Origin of the sequence: Salegentibacter flavus, from assembly GCF_900115145.1 — a bacterium.
Taxonomy (GTDB): domain Bacteria; phylum Bacteroidota; class Bacteroidia; order Flavobacteriales; family Flavobacteriaceae; genus Salegentibacter; species Salegentibacter flavus.
The window spans coordinates 73,813-98,414 of record NZ_FOVL01000002.1; the positions used below are offsets into that span (position 1 = coordinate 73,813).

Below are 24,602 nucleotides of genomic sequence, written 5' to 3' on the forward strand. Positions count from 1 at the left end.
ATCGACTATAGCCTAATGAATGGAGACTGAATCATAAAATTTAATATTCTCCTCGACAACAACTCCCGCAGAAAAGCTCTCAACCACCCTTTTCCTCGCCGCTTTTCCCATTTTTTTTGCAAGTTCTTTATTTCCAAGAAGGTCTAGTACTTTATCTGCATAAGCACTATGATTTTTTGGATCTACAGTGTAGCCTGTTTGTCCATCGACCATTACTTCTTTAGCCCAGCCGATGTCTGAGGTTACTAACGCCTTTTCCATGGCCATAGCTTCCAGCCAGGTCATGGGCAGGGCTTCGGCGAAGCTGGGGAGCACGATCACCGCGGCCCGGGAGATGCGGGACCTGATCTCCTCATAGGGCAGACTGCCCGGCCATAGAAGTTGTTTCCTGGCTTCTTCGGTTAATACTTCTTCAAACAGGCTGCGGGTGGATCTTTTGCTTTGAATATCTATCACATCTCGCCCCGCCATGATCAGGCGGGCATTGGGATTTTGCTGGTGTATCAGGTTAAAGATATGGGCCAGCTCCAGCACTCCTTTTTTCCTGATGATACTCCCGAAATACAGGATAGTATCTGGTGTTGGTGCTTCTCCGGTTGACTTGAAAGCATCTACATCTACCGAGTTGGGAATCACCTTTATTTCTTTTTTTAGATTAAAGATCTCCCGGGTTTTATCGGCGGTAAATTCACTCACCGAGAGCAGATGATCTGCAGCTTTTAAAGCCAGTTTCTCAAACCAGAAGTTCTTCTTCTTCTGCGACCGATCTTCCAGTCGACAGAAATAAGAGTCGCTGCCGTTCATTCTTATCACCAGCGGACACTTAAGCTTCATAAAAGCGGTTATCCCCGTCCAATCCGGGGCTTCCATGGCATCGATCTGCTCTGCCAGGATTACTTTGTTGATATAGTACTCCAGGTATTTCCTGTAACGGTACCAGCCAAAGAAGTCATAGTTTAATTGTTTGATAAAATGAAACCTGATGCCTTCTTCTTCAAAAACCAGATCCTTTTCCTGCCCGTAAACAAAAACCGTGATGCGAATATCTTTTTTTATCAATTGCTCAGCCAGGTTTTTAATGCTGGTGCCAAGTCCGCCGGAAGGGGAGGAGTGGGGATGAGGATATTCGGGAGTTAGGAAGGCTAAATGCATGATCGGTTGTGAGATGTCAGTTATCAGTTTTCAGTTCCATTATTTGCTCAAGCTGAACCCAAATTCTTTCTGAAGCTTTTTCAGCCGGGGTTTGGTTAATTTTCTCGAACCATTCCAGTGCTTTTTGAGCTTTATCGTTTGGGTTTTTTAAAGTCTTTTCCAGTTTAGGCTGTATTTCATCTTTTGAATTTAGCCAGTAAATTTCCTCCCCGGTTGGCATCGACCTGAAATGCACAAAATTATAGACTTTTTGAGGACTCCAGTCAGCCTGAGTTTTATCAGTGACCTCATAATTTGAATATAAACAGGGCTTGCCTAAGACCGCAAAATCGAAGACCATGGAAGAGGCCAGGTTGACCACTGCTTCACAGTGAAGAATGGTATTTATCTGTAATTTCAGATCTTCTTTGGTGGGCAAAATAGTGTTCCAGGTCTCTCCGGCTTTCTCCCATAAGGGAGCGAGGGGAACGATGATATCTTTATGTTTTTCCAGTACTTTATCGTAGCGGTTCGAAAGATCGACAGGGCAGCGGCGGAAGATGATCCCCAGCTTATGTTCCCCGGAGTTTAGCTGCGTTATAGTTTCCGCCACATCCTCCAGGTATTGTGGGTCATCTGGAGAAGTGGTGATATCATCCCCGCTAAAACAGATATATTTTTTCGAAAGTTTTAGTCCATGTTCTTTGAAAAATTCTTCTCTGCTTTTTCTCAGGCTTAGATCAAAATGAGGTTCAAATTGTGGGCTTCCTGTTATAAGTACTTGTCCTGGTTTTATATGCGGATAATAATTAAGCAGTTCCTGTTTCATAAACTCACTCCATACAAAATAATGATCGGCTTCAGCCACCATGGTGGCCTTGGGCAGATTATCCCAGGAGAAAATAAAACTTGCGGTAGGAATGCCCAAATCCTGTGCCGCCGTAAGTGGTGAAATGGCGTTCACCGGGCGTTGGTTGGTGCAGAAAATAAAATCGGGTTTTTTGTTTTTCAGCACCTCTACGCATTCTTTATAGAGTTCTCCTTTTCTTTCCGAAACTTTCAACTTATTTCTAAGTTTCTGTAAACCAATTGGTCCCTTATGAGTTTTAGTTAAGAACCGAACTATTGTATTTTTGATTCTGGCTTTAAAGCCTTTATTTGTAGCAGGAAATTTATAGGTTTGATAAACCGGGTCATTAAATTTTTGAGTGAAATGGTTGAGCTCCACTTCGATCTTAGCTCTTTTTAGTAAATCAGTTTGTGGTCTGGGTTTTCCTGTGAGTTTTAGTTCTTTAAAGCCCATCCCGGCAAGATCAAAAGGGGTGTGGTTCCAGAAGACCACTTCCCATCCCATTTGTTCCCCAATTTCTACAAAAGAGGTAAAGGCGAAATTTCGCAGGCCAACCCCGTCAGGAAGCAGGATGAAGATCTTTTTTTGGGGTATCAAATCAACAGGTGGTTAGGTTGGATTCAAATATAGGCAAAAGTGATTAGTCTTTTAACTTTGGATTTAATCCGTATTACATAAATATCACTTTTAGAGTCCGGTAGAGGAGGTTTTTGGTTTGTCTATTTTTGATTTGTTGGAGCTTATCTCAGGGAGTAGATCTGGTTAAAACGGAATTGATTAAATCTTTTCCTGTAAGATTTTATCCATATAAGTGATTTCCGCGGGGGTAAAAAGTTTTTGATATTTCATGTTATTGCCGGCCTTTATATCCCAGTCGATAATAAGAGAATGAAAAGTTGAGGGATAGGGCAAGTTTGTGAATTCACATATTTTTTTTAAAAATGCTGTTGGCTCTTCCGTAAGGTCCTCGTAACTAACTTCAAGGAATTTAAAATCTCTGAATTTTCCTTTATGTAATTCGCTTTTTTTATAGCTTTCAGTATATTCTTTTATCAGTTCCAGATTTGATTTAGAGGCAAAAACCTCCGGCCTGTTTTTGTAAAGCCATTTGTTAGCATAATAGGAGGCTATAGTTGCCCTGGGATCACGATCCAGCCAGATGATATGCGGATCTTCAAAGATACTCTCAATCAATTTCGGAGGGGTAGGTCCCGTTAATTTAATAAGAAGGCGATTTCCCGATTGATATTTCCTGATCTTATCAAGAGCTTTTATAAGTCTTGCAGCTTGTTCTGTTGAAACCGGTTTGTCGCTCCAAAAGGTTTTGATATGACGGGTCCAGAAATAAAAGGCTTCGGCCGGACGCGGGAAATTACTTTTTTCCCTGGTAAGGTTTTCAATTTTCGGAAGGCGATAAATATTGTTGAAAACTGTCAATTCTGGATGCCCAGGGAACTTATTTACATAAGTAGATATCCAGTAGAGATCGGGATGTAAGGAGAACATATGATTAAGTAGTGTTGATCCGCTTTTTCCGGGGCCAAGAATAATTATAGCATTTTTGATTTTCATACTTTATAAGAGTTCTGGTTGAACAATTTTAAATGCCAGATCCCGTCTTTTTTTATCCTGTAAATATTCCTCAATTAATCCCTGTTCAATATTTTGATAGATCTTTTGAAGTTTTTCAGGCGTCAAGTCTTTAATCTTACATACCCGGCCCGCGCCTTGCTGTTCGATTGTCTCGATTTCAGTATTCCTATATGCTTCCAAAACTTTCGGTAAAAGTTTACCGCCTTTCAGAATGGTTTTATTCCCGATGTCGTGGAGACTATCATCTTTGGATATTTCCGGGCGGAACTGATAAAGGATAGCCCCGCGATCTACTTCCGCCGAAGCCAGGTGAAGTGTGGCACCAATACATTCAGGTTCATTGTAGTACAGTGGGAAAAGATTAGTGGCTGAACCCCTATAATAAGGGGATAGGCCTAAATGAAAATTTATCACCCTATTTTTAAAATGATTAAGGATTTGCGACATTATAATAGAGGTGCCGAATAAAAGTATAAAAACCGGATCTAAAGCTTTCAGCCTTTCCACGACCTGTCCTGAATTCATCATTCCATGTTCTACTTCAAGCAGTTCAGCTTCCGGAAAATTGTGATAGGCTCCAAAGTAATCCTCCTCTGAAGCTGCCCGCTTTTTAAAATGCTGATCAATAAATGTAGCGTCTGCAGGATCCATGCCGGAGGTATCTGTTATGGCCGGGGATTTCTTTTCAGTAATTACCAGTTGGAGATCTGTGTTTTCTGAAATTTGATGCGCCAGGTATTTATGGCGTAAATTATTGCTTGTTAGTAATACTGTTTGCATAAGTATGCCATTTTCGCGTTGCCGCAGTTTCAAAAGGATTTTTATTGCCAAACAGATTATTCTTACCTCCTGGAAGATCATTGCAATCATAACGCCCAAGCAAGAGGGAGTCTTCCTGAAGCGAAATATTTCCTGCCCGTTCCATGCTAAAACCTAAGTCGAAGCCTGAGTTGCTAGCAGATTCACGAATATTTTTGCAAGCCTCATAAGATCCATAAGGGTAGCTGATTGCCTTCGCCGGTTTCCCAAATTCGCTCTTAAAGAAATCTTGTGTTTGTCTTAGTTCCTGCTCTACTTCCGCTTGGCTCAGCTTCCCAAGTGGCAAATGACTATGGGAATGTGAGGCAAGCGATCCCTCTTCCCATAAATTAGTGAGCATTTTTTCTGAAAAATATAATTCGGTGGCTACTTTTTTCTCATCAAAAACCTGCTGAAAAAGGGGATTGATAATGTTCTCTTGCTCAATAGTAGATAGTTTAAAGTTCAAAAGGTATTTCAAGCGGGCATTCTGGGAGCTGTCATAATTATAATGTTTAACAGCTGCATCAATTTCCTCTTGATTCAGCTCTACATTAGCAAATTCAGTAATCATCTGAAGTATTTCCTCCGGGGCTACCCGGGAGCGTAGGAGGTGGATCTTATGTACCAGGGAAACTTTTTTTTCTGTAAAATTAGAGGTGTTTATAAAATATACTGCGGAAATTCCCATACTATCCACCACTGGTTTTGCCAGTTCATATTGTTCTTTTAAGCCATCGTCAAAGGTGATTAGGAAATAATTTTTATTGAGAGGGTTCTCCCGGTAATGATGAAGATCTTTTAAGGAAATAAATTCTCCAAACTTGCTTAATTCTTCCATCTGCCTCCTGAATTGCACCGGGCTCAATCCAAAAATGCTGGGAAAGGGAGCTGAAAAGTTTTCACGGATATAGTGGTAATTGGAGATTATGAGCATTTATGCAATTTAAGACTTAAAAAAGTATTTTAATGGCTTTATAAAAAATTGATACTGCTGAGTATTATTTTTTTGAGTTCCGAGTTAACCGAATATTAGGTCTCCGTAATTTTACATAATTTTAGCCCAAATCCTATTATCTGGATAAAAAAAATATTGATGCAGAAAATTAATATGTTTCGGAATTTAGTAATGAAATATTGGGGCAGCTTATTCTTATTTTTCTTTCCAACTTTTATTTTTTTTCTGTCTGTTTTTTTTCTGGGAGAAGCCGACACCTATAAATTAAGGTTGAGTCTTATTGAAACTGCGTTTTTCTCAGGTATTATATATCTGTTTTATATATTAATTCCCAAAGGGAAAATAAGATCCCTCACTTTTTATTTCGGCTATTTGTTAATTCTGATAGCAGTATTTATTCAGGCTTCATATTATAATCTATTTGCTGACCGTCTTAGCGCTTCAACCATTTTTATTTTAATTGAAACCAATACGACCGAAACTATTGAATTCCTGGGCGCATATTTAAATTTTTTCAGTTTTATTCTGCTTGTATGCCTTTTGACTCCTTTAATTCTTATAAAATTTATTAACAAACCTTTTAATATTTATCTACCTGAAAAAGCATTAAGTATAGTCCTGCTGCTAATTCTTTTGTTTGTATATCAGTATAAATCGCTGGCAAATCATAATTTATACAATATAGCCTTTAATTCGTACCAGGATTATTTAGAAGAAACCGAATTGTATGATGAGTTTGGACTGGATGATCCTATAGGAGAAATTCCCGAAGTTATCGTTAAAACAAGGGAGGAACGAAAAGTTTTTGTAATGCTTATAGGTGAATCTACTACCAGGCACCGGATGAGTTTATATGGCTATGAAAGGCAGACTAATCCAAAATTGGAAAAGATTAAAGAGGAATTGTTGGTCTATCGAAATGTTATAAGTCCGCATACCCATACCATCCCGAGTTTATCAAAGCTTATGAGTTTTAAACATTATGAAGAGGAAGGCAGGCTGGATGAGGGTACCATCATTCAATTGATGAATAAAGCTGGTCTGGAAACTCATTGGATTTCCAACCAAAAACCAATAGGATTACACGAAACCCTGATTACCAAAATGGCAAATGCCTCTCATAATCTTCATTTCCTTAATGTTAAAAATTATAATATCGAAAGTATTCATGATGAGGTAGTCCTGGAACCTTTAAAAAAAGTTCTTCAGGAGAATGAAGATCAATTTATTGTAATTCATCTTCTTGGTACTCATGCCGGTTATGCCAATCGCTATCCACCTTCCTTTGAATTTTTTACAGATATTCCCCCAATTCTTAATGATTCGGCTGGAGTAAATGTGGTCAATTCTTATGATAATGCCATACGTTATAATGACTTTATTGTTTCTGAAATTATTTCAGAAGTAAAAGAGCAAGACGCATACTCTTATGTTTTATATTTTTCAGATCATGGGGAAGATGTTTACCAGGTTCACGACGGGGCCTCACATACTGAAACCAAGGGGACTTATCCTATGTACGACGTACCTTTTATCTTATGGCAATCAGATAGCTTTAGAGAAAATTTTAATATTAACTTTGAACCTGATCGACCCTATATGTTAGATGATTTAATATTTAGTATTTCTGATCTTTCGGGCCTTAAATTTAAAGGCTTCCAATTTAAACGTAGTATTTTTAATGAGAATTTCAAGGAACGGGACCGTATTATTTATAACAAAAAAAATTACGATTCAATCTTTAGCCGTTGAAGCTTAAAACATTAATATTATCAATCATTATCGGACTCGCTGCAGTGTTGGTCTATAAATATTCCGTGCACCCTGTGGTGCTAAGAACCTTATTTCCCGATAAGATCTGGCCTCATAGAGTTAATAGCATTGGAAAACTACAAGAATCCTCTGAAATATTCTCAGGAATGGAACTCGATGTGGTTTGGGAGAACGGTAATTTTGATGTTAATCATCCCCCGGCGGAAAGTATTCAGCTTTATTTAGATGAATATATTAAACATATCCCCATATCAGGACATTACGGGCTTTGGGTTGATTATAAAAACCTCAAAGCCCCCTGGGCTGAAAAATCAGCAAATTATCTTGATAGTCTTTTTAGTAAGGTTAATTTGAACAAAGACAGAGTTTATATTGAATCCCATTTTCCGCAACATTTAAATCCATTTCTGAACAAAGGCTTTAAAATCTCCTATTATCTACCCTCGGGTTTAAACCAAATTAGGCAAAAGGATAGTTTGAAGAAGGTGTTAGACAGGATAAATTTAAATTTAAAGGATAAGCCCGGACTTTTTATCTCGGCCCCTTTTGCCGATTATAATTTTATGCTCGAGCATTTTCCTGAAAGAAAGAAGCTACTATGGCATTTAGGAGGTTTGTACGGACCCAGAAATAAATTGAATATTTACAGAGCTCTTTTTGATAAAAATGTAGAAGTTGTTTTATTGCCTTTCAAATCTAAGGTAGGTGACAGATAAAAAGGCTTATGAAAGAAATTACTGTTAGTATCTTTATGCTTACCTATAACCAGGAAAATTTCATTGCCCAGGCGATAGAAGGTGTCTTGATGCAAAAAACCTCTTTTGTCTATCAGTTAGTTATTGGAGAGGATTGTAGCACGGACAAGACAAGGGAAATTTGCAAGGAATATGCGACTAAATTTCCTGAAAAAATAAAACTGTTGCTTAATGAAAAGAATATAGGTCTTGGAGCTAATTATGTGAAAACTTATGCCGAATGTACCGGGAAATATTTAGCGATCTGTGATGGGGATGATTACTGGATAGATCCTTTAAAGCTTCAAAAACAGGTAGATTTTTTGGAAAAAAATCCAGATTATAAAATCATTTACACCAATAATTATAGCCTATTTCCATCAGGTAAGAAAACTGGACCTAAGGATGATGACCGGCCTTTAACAACCGTGTTCATGGATCTGGTAACTGGAAATTACATAGCTTCAGTTAGTTCATTATTTAAGAATGTACCACTAACCAAAAAAATGGAACACTGGATACCGGCTTTTCCTTATGCAGATTGGCCTACATATCTCCTGGTCTTAAACCAGGGAGGTAAAATATATTTTCTGAATGAGCCTACGGCAGTTTATAGAAAGGATTTTGGAACTTCAACTGCCTTACGAAAAGAAAAAAGTAAATTAGGAGAAATTAATCTCGGCATTTTAAAGAATTTATACAGAGATCAGATCTTTCAAGAAAACAAAAAAAGCCTTAAAAAGGGTATTATTAATTTCAAAACGGGGTTGATGGCATCTTATAATAAGGAAAGAAGGTTTTTTAAATCTATTACAATGCTATTTGAACTTATATATCGGAAGAATCCTTTTTTTGTTTTTCGGGTATACCTTTATTCTCTGAAAAGAATATTATTATCAAATAAATGATTTCAGATTGAAAAAAAATTACAATTTATATAAAAGTTTAGTGTCTAGGTTTAAAAGTGAAGATGTTTATAAAATTTACTGGTCTTCTAATAAATTTTTGGCAGGAAAGAGCTGGGATAATTTCGGGGATGCTATAGTCCCTCTTTTAGTAGAAAAAATAAGTGGTAAAAAAGTCTGTTGGACACCTAAAGCTGGAGAAATATCAAAGCTTTCAAAAAGGGAAAAGGTCTATTTTGTAATTGGAAGTATTTTGGAACAGGCGAGGGAAAATAATATAGTATGGGGGGCCGGGATTATAAATTCTGATGCTAAATTAAAAAAATCGTCCTTTCTGGCAGTCAGAGGTCCAATTTCTTATAGTAGAGTCCTTGCGAGTGGGCAGAAAATGAAGAAGGTATGGGGGGACCCTGCTTTACTTTGTCCTTTTTATTTTCCTGTACCCAAAAAAACTCAACGGAATATTAATACTCTAATTCCTCACTATGTAGATTATGAGCAGGTAAATACAAAATTTAATTATAAAAATGGAACGGAGATACTTGATCTCAAATGTTCTGATATAGAATTAGTTATTGAAAAAATAGCTACTTCACAATTGGTGTTTTCATCATCATTACATGGGTTAATTGTAGCTCATGCTTATGGAGTAAAAGCAGTTTGGGTTCAATTCTCGGATAAATTGGATGGAGACGATATTAAATTTAATGACTATTTTCTGTCGGTGGGCATATCATTATATAAACCTTTTGTTTATACAGAAAAGTTAAAAGATCAGCGTTTTCCGGATGCTATTAGTTTGCCGGATAGAGAGATTTTGCATAAAGTACAATTGGATTTAATAGAATGTTGCCCTTTCAAAAATAATTAGATGAAAAGTTTGTTAGCTATAACCCCTTTCTTTGGAAGATCAGGTTCAGAGATAGCTTTACTAAATCTCCTGGAAGAGTTAAATAAAGACTTTCAAGTAGGAATTTTTACTCCGCGACGAAAGCCGGACTTACAGCCTTTATTATCCCCGGGAATAGACCTCTTATATCCTGAGGAAGAGATGGGATCATCTCTATTTTTTTCGAAATTCCGTAATATTTTCAATTCGATTTCAAGTTTTGAAAAATGTTTAGGTAGACGTAAATTTGATTATATTCTTCTGAATACTTTTCTTTCATTTAAATTCTATGATATTGCTCGTAAGCGTGCTAATAGAATAATATTATATATTCACGAGACTGAGTTAATGTTGATAGGACATGATGGGGAAAAGCTTAAAAAAGTTTTGGCGGAGGCTAGCCTTATTTTATGTTCTTCCCATTACGTGAAAAATTATTTACAAATATTTTGTAAAAATAATAAGGCGATCAAGGTGCTCCATCCACCACTTAATTTCGGGAATTTCAATCTCCCGGTTAAGCCTAATAATATAAGAGAAACTCTGGGTTTTAAGACTGCCGATTTTGTTTGGGGAATGTCTGGCGCTACCACAATAAATAAAAACCCAAAAATGTTTATTGAGGCTGCACAATTGTTGTTGTCCAATTATGAAAATTTAAAATTTGTTTGGATTGGTACAAGAGGGAATGATGCATATGAAGAATATTTAAAAAAATACCTTAAGTTGTATAAGCTTCAAAACAAGATCTGTTTTATCAAAAAAAAAGATTGGGATTATTATCATTATTTGAATGAATTTGACGGTTTTGTTCTAACTTCCTTTAGTGAATCCTTTTCCATTGCGGCATTAGAAGCAGCGGCTTTTAACAAACCGGTTGTAAGCTTTCCATGTGGTGGAATTATGGAAGCTGTACCCGAAAGATTGCGTTGGGTTACAAAAGAATTCTCGGTAAAGGAAATATCAGCTCTAATGGAAATGCTGATGAAAGAAAAGAGAAAAAGTCTTTCCTTAAGTGAGATTCAAGTACTATTAGCCAATGATAAAAAACATATGACGGAAAAATTTAAAAGCTTCCTATCTCAAATTCAATGATATATACCAAATAATCAAAAATTAGAGAAAACTCTTAAGTTTTAAAATTACAAGTGAAATTAGAAACTCGCATCTACCAGAAAGAAAATAACCTGAGCTTGAAAAAGCATTTTAGGGAAATTCTTGCCGATTTAAAAAAATCAGGTTTTCTAGCCAGGCAACTAGCAGAACGAGACATTAAGGCACAATACAGGCAATCTTATCTGGGTATAATCTGGGCCTTCATAACTCCTCTGGCTACCGCGGCAGTATGGATATTTCTGAACCTTTCCGGTACTATCCAGATTACCGAAACAGGAGTGCCTTATCCGGTATACGCCTTTTCAGGAACACTTCTTTGGTCTATAATTACCGAGGCTATAAATACTCCCACAAATAGCACCAATGCAGCAAGGGGTTTGTTAAGCAAAATTAATTTTCCAAAGGAAGCATTAATACTTTCCGGAGTGTATAAACTTCTCTTTAATTCCGGAGTGAAGATCATATTGTTGGTGATCTTTGTGTTTTTATTTGGAATAGGTTTTCATTGGAGTCTTCTGTTATTGCCTTTGGTTATCCTTGGAGCTGTGTTTTTTGGAGTTACCATTGGTTTATTTCTTACACCTATAAGCATGCTATATAAAGATATTGGAAAAATGGTGAGTATGGGCTTTAGTTTTTTGATGTATATCACGCCAGTCGTATATGCTATTCCCGAAACCGGGGTGATGAGCCTGGTAATGAAAATAAATCCATTTACGCCGGTAATCTTAACAGGTCGTGATCTGCTTACAGGGGTGCAACCCGAATTTCTAACATATTACTTCGTAGTTTTGGGGTTTTGTTTACCAATGTTTGTGCTTGCCCTTATTGGTTATCGCATCTCAATCCCCATATTGGTTGAAAGAACTTAGTTCTTAATTATTTTAATACCCGGGAAAACCTTAAGGAATCTTATTGCCCCGGAAAATAATTCTTTACTTTTAAAGCAAAATTATCCCTTAAAAATAATGCCTCAACAGGACCAGGAAATATTAGTTAAAGTAGAAAATCTCTCCAAAAAGTTCTGTAAAGATCTTAAGACCAGTCTTTGGTATGGGGTTCAGGATTTGTTAAGCAATCTCAAAGGAAGTAAAGCCGAACGGGAATTGCGGGAAAAGGAGTTCTGGGCGGTGAAGGATATATCTTTTGAATTGCGCCGCGGGGAATGTCTGGGGCTTATCGGCCATAACGGGGCCGGGAAATCTACGCTGCTAAAAATCCTTAACGGACTCATTAACCCGGATGCCGGGAAAGTAACTATAAAAGGCAGGGTAGGTGCACTAATTGAGCTTGGAGCAGGGTTTAATGGAATTCTAACCGGAAGGGAAAACATCTATAACAATGGGGCTATTCTTGGCTTTACCCGGAAAGAGATCAACGAGAAGCTAGACGAGATTATAGATTTTGCCGAGTTACGGGAGTTTATAGATATGCCGGTGCAAAATTACAGTAGCGGGATGAAGGTGCGACTGGGTTTTGCCATTGCTGCACAAATGGAACCCGATGTTTTGCTGATTGATGAGGTATTGGCAGTAGGAGATTTGGGATTTGTATTAAAGTGTTTTAAAACCATTGATAAGATTCTCCCTAATACAGCAATTATTTTCGTATCCCATAGTATGCCAATGGTTTCCCGTATATGTAACCATATAATTTTAATGGAAAAAGGTGTAACTATATTTCAGGGCGAAGACGTAGCAAAAGCAATTGATCTATATTACCGAAGCTTTGTAAACAACGAAAGTAATGTGGTGTTTGATGATGGGAGTATTAGTTTGGAGGAGGTACAACTACTTGACCCGACTACAGGTGAGCCTACTAATATAATTAGCTGGGGGGAGGATTTAAAAATTATTTTAGGGCTCAATAATAAAAGGTTAGAATATTTACCTTTTATTACAATTAGTATTTATGATAAGGAACAAAGGGGTGTTGCATTTTTTTATTATGATTACAAGGCAAAATCAATAGATAAAGGTTTATTTTTAATAAGTTTTACACATAATAAATTACAGTTATCAAAAGGGAATTATACTTTAAACTTAATAGTTTATGAGAATACAAAAATGATAAATCCAATATTAAGATTAAATAATATTTTGTCTTTTCAAGTATTAGTTGAAATTGAAACTTGGCCTCCATTTTTGTTAGATACGGAATTAAATTATTTAGTAAAATAACAATATTGAAGAAGTTTTTTTATTGGAAATATAAAGAGTATGAAGTCACATTTATATTTGGTTCTGCAAGAGGCGGAACAACATGGCTTTGGTCATTATTAGAATCTCATTCTGAAGTAAAACCTTTTGTTAATGAAAGTAATAATTTAGAGCAACTGTTTTATATTACTAGTGAAAGCGGGATTTATGTTAAAGACCCGAAAAATGCAAAAAGAATAATTGAAAGTTTTTTAAAAAAAAATAGAAATTATAAGGTGATAGAAAAAACACCTTCTCATACTTTACTTTGGAGAGATATTTTAAATGATTTTCCAAATTCAAGAAATATAATTATTCTTAGAAACCCACTAGCAATAGTAAATTCCATGGTAAGGTCTGAAATGACTGCTTTTGAAGATTATGGTTTAGAAAAATCAATAGATAGTGTTAAGGCTTATTTTAAATGTTTAATGGAATTAATCAAATTGGATAAATATTATATAGTAAGTTATGAAAATTTACTTTTAAATACAGCATCAGAGTTGGTTAGCATATTAGATTATTTGAATCTTTCAAAAGACTTTGTTGAAGATATAATTGCTTCAAACAAGAATACATCTAAAGTTAGTGTGAACGGTGTTTTTAGAAAAGGTAAAGCTGAATCATATAGAATTGAGTTTACCGAAAAGGAGTTATTGTATCTTGAAGAAAAATTAAGAAATGAATTGACTTTTTTTAAATTGATGAAAAAGTGATATGTTAAAAAAGAAACTTAACATATTAGTGGCTACAAATCATCTTGATAAAGTAGGAGGTACAGAAACATATACTTATACTTTAATAGAGGAACTTAAAAGACGCGAAAATATTGAAGTGAATTTTTTTACTTTTAAAAAAGGAGAAGTTTCAGATAAAATTGAGAATGAGTTAGGGATTTCTTTCTTTGAAGAAAAAAGGTATGACTTAATTTTAGCCAATCACAATACGGTTGTTGAAAATATATTCAAGTATGGATATACCATACAGACTTGCCACGGAATCTTCCCTAAACTAGAGCAACCTTCGAAGTTTGCTGATTTTCATATTGCAATATCTAAGGAAGTACAAAATCACCTGTCTAAACTAGGTTACACTTCCAAAATCATAAAAAACGGAATAAACACAAAAAAGTATAGTTCAACAAAAGATTTGAATAAACAATTAAAAAATGTTTTGTCTTTGTGCCAATCTGACTCTGCAAATGAAAAGCTTAAACTATGTTGCGATAAAATGGGTTTTAAATTTACCAAGGCCAATAAATTCAAAAATCCAAGTTGGGATATTGCGTCTTTAATAAATGAGGCAGATATTGTTGTGGGCTTGGGTAGAAGTGCATATGAAGCTATGAGTTGTGGAAGACCAGTAGTGATTTTTGATGATAGATCTTACTTTGACTCTGTTGGAGATGGATATGTCAAAGATATTATAGAAGAAAGCATACAATTTAATTGCTCAGGAAGGTTTTTAAATAAAAAATTTAATGTTGAGGATTTACAAAATGAATTTTTAAAATTTGATTTCAGAGATGGTTTATACTTGAGAAATTATGTTTTAAATCATCTTACAATTGAGAAAGCTGTTGACGAATATATTGAAGTGTATATAAAAAAGAATAATTTTTTTTTATTAAGAAAAGAGTATCTGATAATATGGTTATGGATAAAATCTTTAAAATCTAAACTTTTTCAGCATTCAAAAAAAGAACTTTTATATAGGTTATTTAAATGATCTCCATCATCATCCCCATCTATAATCACGCTGCTTTTTTAAAGCAGCGCCTGGAAAGCATTTTCAATCAAACCTATCAAAATTTTGAGGTGATTTTATTAGATGATACTTCCACTGATGGTAGTGTAGCAATTTTAAGGGAATATGCCAATCATCCAAAAGTTTCTCATTTTATAGTGAACGAAAAGAATTCAGGGAGTCCATTTAAGCAGTGGAAAAGAGGTATGGATCTGGCGAAAGGAGAATATATCTGGATTGCTGAGAGTGATGATTATTGTGAGGTAGAGTTTTTGGAAAAGGTTTTTCAATGCATAGAAATGTCAGGGAAAAAATTTGGGATAGTTTATACGCAATCAATTGATGTCGATGAAAACGGAAAGCAGCTTTATAACCGTTTATCCTATACTTCAAATTTTGAACCGAATATTTGGGAGTTTGATTTTACGCTTTCAGGAAAGGAGTTTGTAGCTAAGTATTTGAAGACAAAAAATGTTTTACCAAATGCTAGTGCGGTTGTATTTAAACGATCACTAGTAAAGGATTCTATTTTTTCGACCAAAATGTTAAATATGAAAATGTGTGGAGATTGGTGGTTTTGGTTTCAGATTGTGCAAAATACCAATGTAGGTTTTTTAGCGCAAAATTTAAATTACTTTAGAATTCATAGTTCAGTCACAAGATTTCATAAAAGCACGGATTTAAAGAAACAAAGATTATTTGAAGAAAGCCTTATTAGGAAAGAGTTGAGCGAAATGGCTATTTTTCAACAGATGGAGAAAAAGAAAATATATCAATCGTGGTTTGAATTACATGTATTTACCGATTTATTAAATCGGAATTTTTATAGGGTGGTGATCGATAAGAGAGATTATCTTAGTTTTGTAATATCTTTCATAAAGAATAAAATAAAAGCTTTTCCGGTATAAATGACTATTGCCCTAATATCCCCAAATAAAAACGCTTATTCCGAAACCTTTATCCAGGCCCATAAGGAGAGGTTAAATGGAAATATTTTTTATTATTATAATGGTGAGATACCTACGGAGTTGGAAGGAGGAGTTATAATTAATTCCCGTAGAAAAAGAATTCTTGATATTTTTAAAGGACATTTTAGATTAAACCGATTCTCTTTAGCGGAACAAGCGGTAATTACTTCCTTCAAAAATAATAAAATAGATCTGGTCTTCGCTGAATATGGTACTACCGGCCAGGCTCTTCTTCCTGTTTGTAAAGAGTTGCAAATTCCACTAATAGTTCATTTTCACGGATTCGATGCCTCAAGAAAAGAAGTGCTAAAGGCAAATAATAATTATTGTGAACTATTTGAGTACGCAAGTTATGTGTTAGTAGTTTCAAACAACATGTACAGTGATCTCCTTAAAATGGGTTGTCCTGAATCTAAACTTATTTATAATGTTTATGGTCCACGAGAGGACTTTTTAGAAGTTCTACCTAATTTCAAAAAACAACAATTTATTGCTATTGGGAGGTTCACAGATAAAAAAGCGCCTTATTATCTAATTCTCTCCTTTAAAGAAGTGCTTAAAAATTTTCCGGATGCTAAGATGATAATTGCCGGGGATGGGGAGCTATGGAATACCTGCAAGAATCTAATACATTATTACGAGTTGGGTGAGAGTATTTCGATGCCTGGTGTTATTACTAAAGAACAATATATAGAATATTTAAAGGAATCTTTAGCCATGATACAACATAGTATTACAGCTGAGGATGGAGATAGTGAAGGTACTCCCGTATCAATTCTTGAAGCTTCAGCTGCAGGTGTACCTGTTATTTCAACCAAACATGCAGGTATACCTGATGTAGTAATTGACCGTAAAACGGGTTTATTGGTTGAAGAACACGATGTACAAGAAATGAGTATAAAAATGCAGGAACTTCTTGAAAATAATACCCGTGCAAAAGAATTAGGGACAAACGCTAAGAAGAATATTTCTAAAAATTTTTCTTTAGATCGGCATATAAAAGTGCTGAATGATTTGATAGATAAGGCCCTTAAAGTTTAAATCATTTATTCATTCCTCATTCCTTTGAGAAAGATTCTTAAATTGCGCGAAAACCATTTTTAATGAAGCCCTTGGTTTCCATTATTATTCCTACATACAATCGTGCACATTATATAGGAGAGACCCTTGAATCAATAATTGCTCAAAAATATCCTAATTGGGAATGTTTAGTAATAGATGATAGTTCTACCGATTATACAGAGGAACTAATGGAATTTTATTGTGAGAGAGATAAGCGGTTCCGGTATCACGATAGACCAAAAGATACCCCCAAAGGTGCAAATGCCTGTAGAAATTATGGTTTTCAATTAAGTAAGGGCCAATATGTGAATTGGTTTGATAGTGATGATCTTATGTCTCCTTATTTCATCCAAAAAAAAGTCTCGTTTCTTCGGGAAAATGATATTGATTATGTTATTTCCTTTTCAAAAGCATTCAAAGATCACAACGCTGAAGTGATTGACACCCATTTTGGTAACTATTATACTTTTAACTCTTTTTCGATCTCGAATTTTAACTACGTAAGACAGAAGAATAATTGGCTTACTTATGATTTCATGGGTAGGCGAGAGTTGCTCGAAAAAGTAAGTTTTAATGAGGAATTACAGGCTTTTCAAGAAAGACATTTCTTTAGCAAACTCACCTCTTACTCTGTTAAGGGTAAGGTGCTTCCGGTCTACCTTACTTATGTTAGAATACATTCTGATTCAATTCAAAATAAATTACATCTCGATAAGAGGGAATATTATAAAAGATTACAGGAGTTCTTTCTTATAACCTGGGAGGATCTAAAAAACATTGCACCGAAGGAGTCTACAGATTATCTTTTCCACCGAAATTTGAATTTTTCCATGTTTCAAAGAACAAGGTTTAACTCAATTTTTAAAATAGGACAGGAGCTCTTAACTCGAAAAAAAAATAAAGCCTTCGTTTATTATTTTCTTTTTCAGTTTTTCTATTATCTTACAGGTAGAGGGTATTACCTAAGAAAGAATGTTTTAAAAAATTTATGATGAAAGGAAAATTGGTCTCTATTATAATTCCAACTTATAACCGGGGACATTTTTTAGTAGAAACTCTCAACAGTATTCAGGATCAAACCTACCAAAATTGGGAATGTATTATAATAGATGATCACTCTGAGGATAATACCCAAGATCTATTGATGGATATAGAGGAACAGGACCCCCGTTTTAGATTCTTTAGACGGCCAAATAATCTGGTTAAAGGAGCTAATTCCTGTAGAAATTATGGGTTTTCTCTAAGTAAAGGATATTATATAAATTGGTTTGATAGTGATGATATCATGGTACCCGAGCATCTTGAATTGTTGGTTGGAAGATTAGAAGAAGAAAACCTGGATTTTGTAGTTGGTGACTCAGCCAATTTTATTAATTTGGAAAAGAGTTTTTCAGGTAAACCTTATCAATTTAATCGTTGTGAAGATGAAATAATTAATGCCACTGATTTTGCCCAGCAGAGAATAGGTTGGATAACTGATGATTTTTTAGGGAGAAGAAATTCATTGAATAATATAAATTTCAATACGAATATTCAGACTGATGGAGATGAATACAATTTTTTTACGCGATACCTTTTAGAAGGATATAAGGGGAAATTTGTAAATGAGATCTTAAACTATCATAGAATTCATGGTGACACGTTAAGCAACCCTAAACTTTATAATTCAATCCAAACATATTTTAAAGTTAGTCAAATAAAGTATCTCACTTTTCTTGATATTAAGAATACAGCTGAAAAAGAACTTAAGATATGGTTCCTAAGAGGGTATATGTTGAATTCTTTTAGGGTTGCCGGGAATAGGAAAATACCATATAAGTTCATTGATTCAATTTTTCATATTTCGAAATATTATTCTTTTAAAAATGCTTTGGCTTATTTTGGAAGTATAGTTTGTGCCTTTATATGTAATAGAGGATATTTTCTTTTAAAATATACCAGAAACTAATGGACAAGGCTCTATCCATAATTATCGCCTGTTATAATGATATCGACGTGCGTAAGGCCGTTGAAGCAGCTTCTTTCCAAACCTATGTATCCAAAGAAATTATTGTTGTAGATGATGGTTCGAATGAAGCAACCAAAGAAGTAATTGCTTCAGTAAAGGATAAAATTGATATTCTAATTGAACAGAAAAATAGCGGGCAAAGCATTGCAAGAAATAATGGAATTAAAAAAGCTACCGGAAACTATATTTTAAATTGGGATTCCGATGATTATTTTGAACCCGAATTTTCAGAAAAGGCTATTCCAAAATTTCAGGAAGATGAAGCTATTAAAATTGTAACCTGTAAAGCCCGTAGGTTTGATAAGAAGGGAACAATAGATATATTTACCCCCAGGGGAGGGAAACTGGAGGATTTTCTCTTTAGAAATTCAGCTTTAGGAAGTGCCATGTTTAAAAAAACCGATTGGGAAGCTTGTGGGGGTTATGAAGAAAACTTACCGATCTTAGGCTTTGAGGACTGGGAATTTTATATTCAGTTGTTAAAATCCGGTGGTTATGCTTATGTGATCCCGGAGATTTTATTTCACTACCAGGTTCGTCCGGACTCTACTACTGCGCAAATAAAATCACTAAAACAGGAAAAGTACAAGCATATAATTTTAAAGCATCCTGAGATTTATAAAGCTAATTTTGTAGGTTTAATTGATGATTTATTTAAACGGATAGAACAAAAGGATAGGGAACAATTAAAGATTTACAAAACCAAAGAGTGGAAAGCCGGCAAATTTCTATTAAGTCCGTTTCGTTTCCTCAAGGTTCTAAAACAGAATTTAGTGCCGAAAAAATAAGATAAAATTGCACAAAATAAAAGGATCTTTAAAGAGGATTTTACCGGCATCTAAGATAAATACTCTTCGGAAATATAAATACGGCATAGCGGGGTGGACCGCGAGAAACGATCTTACTAAACTCGCAATCATCTTTAAATCTGACAAGTGGGGAAAACATTTTTATACTCCACATTATCAACATCATTTTAAAGATTTCAAACAGAAAAGGATTAATCTTTTAGAAATTGGAGTTGGAGGGAATAAGTCTAAAACTTATGGAGGAGCCTCTTTAAGAATGTGGAAGCACTATTTTAGAAAAGGGAACATCTATGGTGTGGATATTTATGATAAATCGGCCCTTCAGGAAAAGAGAATCAAGATCTTCCAGGGAAATCAGGCAGATGATAAGTTTTTAATTGATTTGGGAAAGAAAGTTGGTCCTTTTGACATAATTATAGACGATGGAAGTCATCTCAATGACCATATAATTTCTTCTTTTCTTAATCTTTTTCCTTATTTAAATAAAGGCGGTGTTTACGTAGTAGAGGATATTCAAACCTCTTATTGGGAATTTTTTGGTGGAAGCAGTAAAGATTTAAATAAACGAGGGACGGCGATGAATTTTTTTAAAAGTCTCGCTGATGGTATTAACCATTCAGAATATATTCTTAAAGACTATCAACCTTCCTATTTAGATCTAAATATTGTTTCATTACACTTTTATCATAATCTGGTTTTTGTATACAAGGGAGAAAATACTGAGCTTTCTAGCTTTATAGAAAATAACCAGATACCAGAAAATTATGACTCTAATAAAGAAAGATAAGATTGGGTTAATAACCACTGTGTCTAACTGGGATTTATATAAAAAAACCCGGCCTTATTTCCCTGAAGGAATAAAACATTTTACTATTGATGGTACTCAGGGTTTCTACGGGATAAAAAGCATCGCCTTTTTTTTAAAAAGCTTACGTAAATATGGTTTGGATTGGTTAATTATGGCAGATGAAGATGTTATTTTTAACAAACCGAATCACGTATTTGATCTAATCGCTTATCTGGAAGCTAATGATTTCACGGTTTGTGGAATGCGGGATGGAGGAACATTACATTGGCGCAATAAGAATCCGCACATGATAAATCATTTTTTTGCTGTTTTAAATTTAAGAGAAATTTACAGTATTTATAACGAGAAAGAAATGATGAGTAATCAGTACATTAATAAGACCGATTTCTGCGACTTATCGGATGATCTAAGATTTAAAAATTATGATCCGGATTCACTCTTTGAACCCTATTACCGTTTTTATTTATGGCTATTGAGAAAAGGGAAAAAAATAAAATATCTCGATGCTATTAATCCAATAAAGAATGATTACGCTACCACCTTGTTATACGATCACAGAGGGGAAGAATTATTATACCATACCTGGTATGCGCGGTTTTATGGAAAGGACCCAGATCACACCAAAAGAATTGATGGAGTGATATCAAATTTTAAACCTTATGATGAAAGTCCATCGATGTCGTCACCAATTCTTCTGGAGAATGCATGGTATTCTTTTAAATATAGATTATATAAATTTTCAAGAAAACTAAAAAGAAAGATAAGTTGAGCGGCAATAAGAAGCATATAGACATTAGTATTATAATTGCGACTTATAACCGGGCTCATTTAATTACGGAAAGCCTGGCGACCATCCAAAACCAAACTTATAGGAATTGGGAGTGCCTGATAATTGATGATGGCAGTAGCGACGGGACGGCCGTAGTGGTGGATGAATTTATAAATGAAGATTCACGTTTTAGTTACCATAAAAGAAAAGAGAAATATAAAAAAGGGCTTCCCGGATGCAGAAATCAAGGGCTTGATCTTGCCCAGGGAGCACACGTGATTTTCTTTGATGATGATGATATTGTACACCCAGAGAACCTTCAATACTGTATTGATCTAAAAAAAGAGAAACATTGCTCTTTTATAAGGTATGATAAGAAGCCCTTTAAAGATTCAAAAGAAATAAAGTTTAAAAGCATAAAGGATTCCCATGTAACGCAGTTTGGAATTGGGGATTTAAATGATATGGTTACCGGTAAGATTCCTTTTGCCTCATGCTGTGTAATGTGGGATAGGCGTTGTTTTGCAAAAGAACGATTCAATGAGGATCTGATGTATGCCGAGGAATGGGAATGTTATAGTCGAATACTTTCCCAGGGTTTTAAAGGCATTACTACAGATGCAGTTTTATATTTTAACCGGAAACACGCGAATTCAAATACCGGGCATTTTCAAAATAAAGACCCCGAAAAAATAAAATCCAAGATTAAAGCTTCGGAGTTAATTATTGAAAATTTAGCTTCCAAAAACCTGTTTTCTTCTGCTCTTAAAAATTATTTTATCAGGTTAGGTTTTCAGCTGAACTCTAAAAGAATAATTGAAAAGGCTCTGCGGTACTCCGAGGCCGGTCTTCTGGAAAGGATGAAATATAAATTTGGTTATTTTGCCTATCCTGTTTTACGACCTCTATTTATTTTAAAGGGGAAGTTGCTTATTCATTAAGATATCTACAATTCTTTCCCCTGCTTTTCCATCCCATAGTTCGGGAATACAACCTCTTTTCCAGTCGCCGGAAAGAAGTTTTTCTAAAGCAGAACGCAGTTGCTGCCTATTGGTGCCAACTATTTCGTTTGTTCCCAAACTTACCGTTTCAGGTCTTTCTGTATTATCTCTTAAAGTAAGGCAGGGAATTCCTAAAACCGTGGTTTCTTCAGTAATCCCCCCGGAGTCGGTGAGTACTGCTTTAGCGTGCTGTACCAGATAATTGAATTCCAGATAACCCAAGGCATCGATAAGATAAAGCCTGTCTCCGGGAAGCTCTAAAGTTTCTATAGTCTTTCTGGTTCTGGGGTGTACCGGAAATATTACCGGTATTCCCTTTGAATGCCTAAGGATCTCCTTTAAAGTTTGCTCCAGCTTTTTTGTTTCATCTACGTTTGCCGGACGGTGCAAAGTTAAAACCAGGTATTTTTTTTCCTGAAGCTTTAAACGATCCCAAACAAGAGGTTTCCGGAATTTAGGTTTAAATCTCAATAAGGTATCGATCATTGTATTTCCAACAAAGAATACCTGTTCCTCCGCTTTGCCGCTTTTAATAAGGTTTTCAGAAGCCTGGGGAGTGGTTGTGAAAAAATAATCAGCTATACTGTCGATAAGCACCCGATTGACCTCTTCCGGCATGGACCAGTCATAGGAGCGCAGACCGGCTTCCACATGAGCAATTTTAATTCCCATTTTCTTTGCGGTTATGGCGCAGGCCATGCTGGAAGTAACATCGCCCACTACAAGGCATAAATTCGGTTTTTCCTTGAGTAAAAATTTTTCATAAGCCAGCATAATCGCCGCAGTTTGTTCTGCCTGGCTCCCGCTACCGACTCCGAGGTTGAAGTGTGGTGCAGGTAATTCTAAATCTTTGAAAAAATTCCCGCTTAAGCTGTCGTCGTAATGCTGACCCGTATGGATGAATCGATAGGTGATTTCTTGGCTATAGTTTTCCATAGCGTGAATAATAGCCGCGATTTTCACGAAATTTGGACGGGTCCCGGCGATGAGGTCAAGTTGCATAGGGCTAAGATAATAAAGTAGGAATAGAACTTTATTTTTACTCACATAATTTTCGTTGATATCGCGTAATTCCGGTGGTAATCGGGATTGTATTGAGAGGTGCTTTTGTAAACTATCCATTTTTAATCGCTACCGTTATGGAAAACCTAACCGGTCTCAAGTAAAGATGTTGCAAATTGCGTTTAGAAATAATAGCTTTACCGCAAAGCCCGGCTAATTTGGAAAACAATTCGATTAAAAGAATACTTGTGGTTGCTGAATCTATAGATGTAGAGGATAGTAGCGGGACCAAGGGCAGGGTCGCCCTTATCAAAAACCTTCATAAAGCGGGCTTTGAGCTACAGGTATATCATTACACCCGAAATGATATTGACCTTCCCGGAATACCTTGTTTTCACATCAAAGAAAACCGGAGAAGCTTTCTTTTCTTTTTAAGCCGACTGGAAAGATATATAAGATACTGGTTAAAAATTAACCCTAATAAACTTATTGAAAACCTGTTCGGATTTTCATTTACTTTATTCAATGACCGCAACTCTATTGTAGCCGGTTTAAAAAAAGTAAGGGGTTTTGAGCCCGACCTGGTTCTCACCCTTAGCAAGGGAGCGAGTTTCCGTCCCCATCATGCTCTTTTAAAGCTTCCGAAATGGCATTCCAAGTGGATGGCCTATATTCATGATCCTTATCCCATGCATTCTTATCCCAGGCCTTATGATTGGGTGGAGCCGGGACATCAGCAAAAAAGAAAGTTTTTCTTAAGGGTTGCTGCAAAAGCCAGATATGCGGCTTATCCTAGTATATTACTGGCAGAATGGATGCAAAGCTATTACGGTGAACTTAAAGGGAAAACTGTGATAATCCCTCATCAAATAGATGAAGATGAGATGGAATTGCCTGCTTTACCAAATTTCTTTAAAAAAGAAGCTTTTACAATTGTCCACGCCGGTGCTTTGATGGGGGCCAGGAATCCAATGGGTTTAATAAGGGCGTTTAAAAAGTTTCTGAAAGAGATGCCTGAAGCGATACCAGAAAGCCAACTCATCTTTTTAGGCGCAAAATCAGGATATACCCGGGAATTTGAAGAAATAAAAAAGGAAATACCTCAGTTTTATAGCAGTGATGATTATTTGCCTTTTAAGCAAGTACAAGCCATCCAGAAAAATGCAGCAGTGAATGTGATCCTGGAAGCCAAAGGACCAATAAGTCCTTTTCTTCCGGGAAAATTTCCACATTGTATCGATGCAGAAAAGCCCATCTTACTCTTAGGGCCTTACTATAGTGAGAGCCGTAGGCTTTTGGGAGAAGATTATCCCTGGTGGAGCGAGATTAATGATGAAGAAAAGATCTTTATGATTATTAAGGAACTGTATCATAATTGGAAATCAAATCAGAATCAACTGGATTATAATTATAGCGAACTTAAAACTTATCTTTCAGTAGAGTACTTAGAGAGTCAATTTTCAGTACTATAAATGAAAATCCTT

At 35.5% G+C, this 24,602-nt stretch carries 24 protein-coding genes; 18 read left to right on the top strand and 6 right to left on the bottom strand.

Annotated features, from left to right (window positions below):
- Positions 1–12 precede the first annotated feature (12 nt).
- The 5 genes from BM266_RS02550 to BM266_RS02570 all read right to left on the bottom strand — a co-directional run bounded on the left by BM266_RS02550 (position 13) and on the right by BM266_RS02570 (position 5,309).
- Positions 13–1,152 carry a glycosyltransferase family 4 protein gene (locus BM266_RS02550; protein ID WP_093405490.1) on the bottom strand — a complete coding sequence of 380 codons (1,140 nt, stop codon included), beginning with the start codon at positions 1,150–1,152 and terminating at the stop codon, positions 13–15.
- A gap of 16 nt (positions 1,153–1,168) precedes the next feature.
- On the bottom strand, positions 1,169–2,578 hold the full coding sequence (locus BM266_RS02555; protein ID WP_317040937.1) for a glycosyltransferase family protein: 1,410 nt from the start codon (positions 2,576–2,578) through the stop codon (positions 1,169–1,171).
- A gap of 180 nt (positions 2,579–2,758) precedes the next feature.
- The gene (locus BM266_RS02560; RefSeq protein ID WP_093405493.1) at positions 2,759–3,553 is read right to left on the bottom strand and encodes a sulfotransferase family protein; all 795 of its coding nucleotides are present in this window, start codon (positions 3,551–3,553) and stop codon (positions 2,759–2,761) included.
- Positions 3,554–3,556: 3 nt separating this feature from the next.
- Positions 3,557–4,354, bottom strand: coding sequence for a formyltransferase family protein (locus BM266_RS02565; RefSeq protein WP_175494738.1), 798 nt, complete (start codon positions 4,352–4,354; stop codon positions 3,557–3,559).
- Entirely contained in the window at positions 4,326–5,309 is a 984-nt protein-coding gene (locus BM266_RS02570) for a polysaccharide deacetylase family protein (RefSeq protein WP_093405498.1), read from the bottom strand. Before BM266_RS02570 ends, BM266_RS02565 begins: the two co-directional genes overlap by 29 nt.
- A 393-nt stretch (positions 5,310–5,702) precedes the next feature.
- Between BM266_RS02570 and BM266_RS02575 the strand changes: the two genes are divergently transcribed.
- The 17 genes from BM266_RS02575 to BM266_RS02655 all read left to right on the top strand — a co-directional run bounded on the left by BM266_RS02575 (position 5,703) and on the right by BM266_RS02655 (position 22,056).
- The gene (locus BM266_RS02575) at positions 5,703–7,082 is read left to right on the top strand and encodes a sulfatase-like hydrolase/transferase (RefSeq protein ID WP_175494739.1); all 1,380 of its coding nucleotides are present in this window, start codon (positions 5,703–5,705) and stop codon (positions 7,080–7,082) included.
- Positions 7,079–7,819, top strand: coding sequence for a hypothetical protein (locus BM266_RS02580; RefSeq protein ID WP_093405503.1), 741 nt, complete (start codon positions 7,079–7,081; stop codon positions 7,817–7,819). The genes BM266_RS02575 and BM266_RS02580 overlap by 4 nt, the downstream gene beginning before the upstream one ends.
- A gap of 8 nt (positions 7,820–7,827) precedes the next feature.
- Positions 7,828–8,745 (top strand): glycosyltransferase, encoded by a 918-nt coding sequence (locus BM266_RS02585; protein WP_093405505.1) that lies wholly within the window; start codon positions 7,828–7,830, stop codon positions 8,743–8,745.
- A 7-nt stretch (positions 8,746–8,752) separates the two neighbouring features.
- Positions 8,753–9,613 carry a polysaccharide pyruvyl transferase family protein gene (locus BM266_RS02590; protein ID WP_175494740.1) on the top strand — a complete coding sequence of 287 codons (861 nt, stop codon included), beginning with the start codon at positions 8,753–8,755 and terminating at the stop codon, positions 9,611–9,613.
- Complete coding sequence (locus tag BM266_RS02595) at positions 9,614–10,726, top strand: glycosyltransferase family 4 protein (RefSeq protein WP_093405510.1); 1,113 nt, start codon at positions 9,614–9,616, stop codon at positions 10,724–10,726.
- 53 nt (positions 10,727–10,779) lie between these two features.
- Entirely contained in the window at positions 10,780–11,619 is an 840-nt protein-coding gene (locus BM266_RS02600; protein ID WP_093405513.1) for an ABC transporter permease, read from the top strand.
- 96 nt (positions 11,620–11,715) lie between these two features.
- A complete protein-coding gene (locus BM266_RS02605) occupies positions 11,716–12,927 on the top strand; it encodes an ABC transporter ATP-binding protein (protein WP_093405515.1) in 1,212 nt (403 codons plus the stop codon).
- A 5-nt stretch (positions 12,928–12,932) separates the two neighbouring features.
- Positions 12,933–13,661 (top strand): sulfotransferase family protein, encoded by a 729-nt coding sequence (locus BM266_RS02610; RefSeq protein WP_175494741.1) that lies wholly within the window; start codon positions 12,933–12,935, stop codon positions 13,659–13,661.
- A gap of 1 nt (position 13,662) precedes the next feature.
- Positions 13,663–14,673 (top strand): glycosyltransferase family protein, encoded by a 1,011-nt coding sequence (locus BM266_RS02615; RefSeq protein WP_093405520.1) that lies wholly within the window; start codon positions 13,663–13,665, stop codon positions 14,671–14,673.
- Positions 14,670–15,599, top strand: a complete 930-nt coding sequence (locus tag BM266_RS02620) for a glycosyltransferase family 2 protein (protein WP_093405523.1) — start codon at positions 14,670–14,672, stop codon at positions 15,597–15,599. The genes BM266_RS02615 and BM266_RS02620 overlap by 4 nt, the downstream gene beginning before the upstream one ends.
- Positions 15,600–16,700 (top strand): glycosyltransferase, encoded by a 1,101-nt coding sequence (locus BM266_RS02625; protein ID WP_093405525.1) that lies wholly within the window; start codon positions 15,600–15,602, stop codon positions 16,698–16,700.
- A gap of 62 nt (positions 16,701–16,762) precedes the next feature.
- Positions 16,763–17,713 carry a glycosyltransferase family 2 protein gene (locus BM266_RS02630; protein WP_093405527.1) on the top strand — a complete coding sequence of 317 codons (951 nt, stop codon included), beginning with the start codon at positions 16,763–16,765 and terminating at the stop codon, positions 17,711–17,713.
- The gene (locus BM266_RS02635) at positions 17,710–18,669 is read left to right on the top strand and encodes a glycosyltransferase family 2 protein (protein ID WP_093405529.1); all 960 of its coding nucleotides are present in this window, start codon (positions 17,710–17,712) and stop codon (positions 18,667–18,669) included. Before BM266_RS02630 ends, BM266_RS02635 begins: the two co-directional genes overlap by 4 nt.
- A complete protein-coding gene (locus tag BM266_RS02640) occupies positions 18,669–19,517 on the top strand; it encodes a glycosyltransferase (protein ID WP_093405531.1) in 849 nt (282 codons plus the stop codon). The genes BM266_RS02635 and BM266_RS02640 overlap by 1 nt, the downstream gene beginning before the upstream one ends.
- A gap of 7 nt (positions 19,518–19,524) precedes the next feature.
- Positions 19,525–20,325, top strand: a complete 801-nt coding sequence (locus BM266_RS02645) for a class I SAM-dependent methyltransferase (protein ID WP_093405534.1) — start codon at positions 19,525–19,527, stop codon at positions 20,323–20,325.
- Positions 20,303–21,115 (top strand): hypothetical protein, encoded by an 813-nt coding sequence (locus BM266_RS02650; RefSeq protein ID WP_093405536.1) that lies wholly within the window; start codon positions 20,303–20,305, stop codon positions 21,113–21,115. Before BM266_RS02645 ends, BM266_RS02650 begins: the two co-directional genes overlap by 23 nt.
- On the top strand, positions 21,112–22,056 hold the full coding sequence (locus BM266_RS02655; RefSeq protein WP_245760370.1) for a glycosyltransferase family 2 protein: 945 nt from the start codon (positions 21,112–21,114) through the stop codon (positions 22,054–22,056). Before BM266_RS02650 ends, BM266_RS02655 begins: the two co-directional genes overlap by 4 nt.
- Here the strand turns inward: BM266_RS02655 and wecB are convergent.
- Positions 22,030–23,238, bottom strand: a complete 1,209-nt coding sequence (gene wecB / locus BM266_RS02660) for a non-hydrolyzing UDP-N-acetylglucosamine 2-epimerase (protein WP_317040939.1) — start codon at positions 23,236–23,238, stop codon at positions 22,030–22,032. The two genes, BM266_RS02655 and wecB, sit on opposite strands and share 27 nt — an antisense overlap.
- A gap of 56 nt (positions 23,239–23,294) precedes the next feature.
- On the opposite strand from wecB, the gene BM266_RS02665 reads away from it, so the two are divergent.
- Complete coding sequence (locus BM266_RS02665; protein ID WP_245760371.1) at positions 23,295–24,590, top strand: glycosyltransferase family protein; 1,296 nt, start codon at positions 23,295–23,297, stop codon at positions 24,588–24,590.
- The last annotated feature ends 12 nt before the right edge of the window (positions 24,591–24,602 follow it).